The sequence below is a fragment of the Arhodomonas sp. KWT genome, assembly GCF_010993615.1.
In genome coordinates, this window is sequence record NZ_WNXE01000343.1 from 1 (window position 1) to 2,015 (window position 2,015).

General features: G+C 73.8%; 2 protein-coding genes and 1 pseudogene. All 3 read right to left on the reverse strand.

The window, feature by feature from the left end:
• The coding region (locus G7A99_RS18700) for a molybdopterin-dependent oxidoreductase (RefSeq protein ID WP_163143028.1) at positions 1–1,268 on the reverse strand (1,268 nt) is incomplete at its 3' end.
• Positions 1,265–1,606 carry a nitrite reductase small subunit NirD gene (nirD, locus tag G7A99_RS18705; protein ID WP_163143031.1) on the reverse strand — a complete coding sequence of 114 codons (342 nt, stop codon included), beginning with the start codon at positions 1,604–1,606 and terminating at the stop codon, positions 1,265–1,267. The genes nirD and G7A99_RS18700, both read right to left, overlap by 4 nt.
• Before the next feature lie 28 nt (positions 1,607–1,634).
• Positions 1,635–2,015 (reverse strand): annotated as a pseudogene (locus G7A99_RS18710) (nitrite reductase large subunit); the annotation flags it as partial.

A 2,015-nucleotide genomic window follows, 5' to 3' on the forward strand; every position in this document is an offset into this window, starting at 1 on the left:
CGGGTCATGTCCGAGACCACCACCAGCTCGCAGCGGTGCAGTGCCTCGCGCACGCGCTCGGTATCCGGCAGGCTCACTGCCGGGTTGGTGGCCATGATCCATACCGCACGCACCCGCCCGGCGTGAATCGCCTCGAACAGATCCACGGCCTTGAGTCCCGGTTCGCCGGCGATGGCGGGGCTGCCCCAGAACGCCTGCACCGCGGCCGCGGCGTCGAAGCCGCGGTGCCCCGCCAGGGTGCTCGCGAGCCCGCCGACCTCGCGCCCGCCCATGGCGTTGGGCTGACCGGTGAGCGAGAACGGGCCGGCCCCGGGACGGCCCACGCGGCCGGTGGCGAGGTGGCAGTTGAGGATGGCGCCGGCCTTGTCGGTGCCGCTGCTGGACTGGTTCACCCCCTGGGAGAACAGGGTCAGCGTGCGTGGCGTGGCGGCGAACCAGTCGAAGAACCGGGCGACGTCCGCCTCCACCAGCCCGCAGGCCCGGGCCACCTCGGTGGTGTCCGGCGCGCTGCGCCGGGCGGCGGCGACGGCGGCGTCCAGTCCCCCGGTATGGGCCTCGACCCAGTCGCGGTCGATTGCGCCGGTGCGCGCAAGGTGGGCGAGCAGGCCGTTGAACAGCCACGCGTCCGTGCCCGGGCGGATGGCCAGGTGCAGGTCGGCCTCCCGCGCCGTTGCGGTCGTCCGCGGGTCGATGACCACCATGCGCCGCTGCGGGTCGGCCTCGCGCGCGTCGCGCAGGCGGCGGTAGAGCACCGGGTGGCACCAGGCGGCGTTGCTGCCGACGAGCACGGCGAGGTCGGCCTGGTCCAGGTCCGTGTAGTCGCCGGGCACCACGTCCTCGCCGAAGGCGCGTTCATGGGCGGCCACCGCGGAGGACATGCACAGCCGCGAGTTGGTGTCGATGTTGGCCGTGCCGATATAGCCCTTCATGAGCTTGTTGGCGAGGTAGTAGTCCTCGGTGAGGAGCTGGCCGGAGGCGTAGATCGCCACCGCCTCCGGGCCGTGGGTGTCGATCACCCGGCGGAATCCGTCGGCGACCTCGTCCAGGGCGCGGAACCAGCTCACCCGGCGACCGCGGATCTCCGGGTGGCGCAGCCGGCCCCCGTCGCCCACGGTCTCGCCCAGGTTCGCGCCCTTGGCGCAGAGGCGGCCGTGGTTGGCCGGATGGTCCGGGTCGCCGCGCACGTGCACGCCCCGCGGGCCGGGCTCGGCGATCACGCCGCAGCCGACCCCGCAGTAGGGGCAGGTGGTGCGGACCGCCGTGCTCATGACGCCTCCGGGGTCAGCCGCAGGTGGATGGTGCCGCCCTCCACGGTCACCGGGTAGCGGGGCGTGCTGCCCTCGTCCGGCGCCCGGGCCCGGCCGGTGGCGAGCTCGATGCACCAGTCGTGCAGCGGGCAGTAGACCGCCGCGCCGGAGACGATGCCCTGGGACAGCGGCCCGCCCTGGTGCGGACAGTGGTCGGCGACGGCGAAGACGGCGTCGTCGGCGGTGCGGAATACCGCCACCGGGCCGTCGGGCGTCTCCACCGTGCGGGCCCCGCGGCGGGGAATGGCGTCTAGGGGGCCGATCGCGACCCACTCGCCGGTATCGACGGCTGCTGACATGCTCGTGTCTCCTCTGTGGTACGGGCGTTCAGCCCGTCGCCCGGAGGGCGCGGAACTCCGGGTCCGGGGCGCTGGCGTCGGAGCGGGGTGCCCACGGGTCCACCTGGGTGTGCCGCTGGGACTCCAGGAAGCGCTCGTGGGCCTGGCGCCGGCCGTCGGCGTCGTCGACGACCCGTGAGCGGACGTAGTCGAGGCCCACGCGGTCGATCCAGTGGGCGGTCCGCTCCAGGTAACGCGCCTCCTCGCGGTAGATCTGCAGGAAGGCCGCGGCGTGTTCGAGCACCGCTTCGTGGCCGGTGACCCGGCAGAGGACCTCGGCGGCGCGCAGCTTCGTGCCGCCGTTGCCGCCGACCACCAGCTCCCAGCCGCTGTCGTTGGCGATCACGCCGAAGTCCTTGATGGTGGACTC